Below are 1,648 nucleotides of genomic sequence, written 5' to 3' on the forward strand. Positions count from 1 at the left end.
CCTGCCTCGCTTCCCGCTTCAAGATCCGCGCACCATCGGGGATGTTGCTGCCTCGGCGCGTCGTGAGGCAGCAACATCCCGGAAGTTGTGCGGATCTTGGCTGCTCCGGACCTGGTCCAGGCGGCGGGGGTACCGAGTTTGACCATCGGGGCGGGTGGGCTACTATTTGTCGGCACGCCTCGGGGTGTGGCGCAGCTTGGTAGCGCGCTTCGTTCGGGACGAAGAGGTCGTCGGTTCGAATCCGGCCACCCCGACCAGAGGTAAGTGAAGGTCAAGGCCCCTCCACGGAGGGGCCTTGACTCGTTGCGCTTACCGTGCGCGGCCGGTGAGCTGCTGGTATACCTCGAACGCGTTGCGCTCGACACGGTTCGACACCAGCATGCCGTCCTCGCGTACCCCCAGACAGCCGTACCGAAGATTTCGAGTGAAGCGCCGTCGGGAGTGGTTCCGAACACACCGTTGTTGCTGCCGGTCAAGCAGAAGCTCGATGCCACCCGTGAGCCGTCCTGGTTCTCGAACGACTTGATGACCGGAGCCCGAAATCCGGGGTCGAGCTGACGCAACTGCTGCCGGCTTTCAACCTTTCGAGCCTCGGCGGAGTCGTGATGGGTAACCAATCGAGGCGGGGGCTGATGGCAGTTGACGACGAGCATTTCCGCGAGTTCGTCGATACGCGCTACATGGATCTTCTGCGCGTGGCGTACCACCTCACCGGGTCGGCGCAGGACGCCGAGGATCTGGTGCAGGCGGCCCTGGTGAAGGTGATGCGCCGGTGGCGACGGGTCGACGATCCCATGGCGTACCTGCGGCGGGTCATGATCAACCAGCACATCAGCACCTGGCGTCGCCAACGGGTGCACGAGGTGGTGACGGCGATCCTGCCGGACCGGTCGTCCACCCGAGACATGACAGAGGCCGTGGCGGAACGGCACGCCCTCTACGAGGCGATGCGGGAGCTGACGCCCCGCACCCGGGCCGTGATCGTGCTCCGGTACGTGGTCGATCTGCCGGAGGCGGCGGTCGCGGCCACCCTGGGCTGCTCCGTCGGGTCGGTCAAGAGCCGTGCGTCGAGAGGCTTGGCACGCCTGCGTCTCGCACTGGCGTCGGATGCGCCGCCACCGGTTCCGGCCTCAGCGGCAGCCAGACCAGCACCGACCGGGACGACGACGATGACGGGGGCAACACCATGACTGTCGACGAGGAACTGAGCCGGGCCCTGGCCGAGCTGAGCGGCACCCTGACCCCACAGCCGGATCCGTACGGTCGAGCCAGGGCGCGTTACCGACGGAGCCGGCAGCGCCGGCTCGGCGGGCTGGCCCTGGCCCTGGTGGTCTCGGTGGGCGGAGCGGCCTTCGCGATCGCCGACCCGGGCCGGACCACCCAACCACCACCGGCAGACTCGACCGAATCCAGCGCACCCGTGGTGGCCTGGTCGGACAAACTCCTCCAGTCACCACCACGCGGCGTCGTCGGTCAGGACAGCGGCTATGTCCGCCAGCTTTCCGAACTCCTGTTGGCCGCGCAGCGCCGGGGAGACATCCCCCGAATGGATGTACCGGTGACCGCGGTGAAGGTGTTGTTCGTCGACGATGTCGGCGGCCAGCGGATCGCGCTCGCCGCCTTCGTCCGCGACCAGCCCGATCCAGCC

At 67.6% G+C, this 1,648-nt stretch carries 2 protein-coding genes and 1 tRNA gene; all 3 read left to right on the forward strand.

Annotated elements, in window-relative coordinates:
- Positions 1-180: 180 nt before the first annotated feature.
- Positions 181-257, forward strand: a tRNA-Pro gene (locus tag C7C45_RS33445).
- Positions 258-632: 375 nt separating this feature from the next.
- Positions 633-1,190, forward strand: a complete 558-nt coding sequence (locus tag C7C45_RS33450; protein WP_110563664.1) for a SigE family RNA polymerase sigma factor — start codon at positions 633-635, stop codon at positions 1,188-1,190.
- The coding region (locus C7C45_RS33455; protein WP_146247519.1) for a hypothetical protein at positions 1,187-1,648 on the forward strand (462 nt) is incomplete at its 3' end. The genes C7C45_RS33450 and C7C45_RS33455, both read left to right, overlap by 4 nt.

The sequence above is a fragment of the Micromonospora arborensis genome (assembly GCF_003205615.1).
GTDB lineage: Bacteria > Actinomycetota > Actinomycetes > Mycobacteriales > Micromonosporaceae > Micromonospora > Micromonospora arborensis.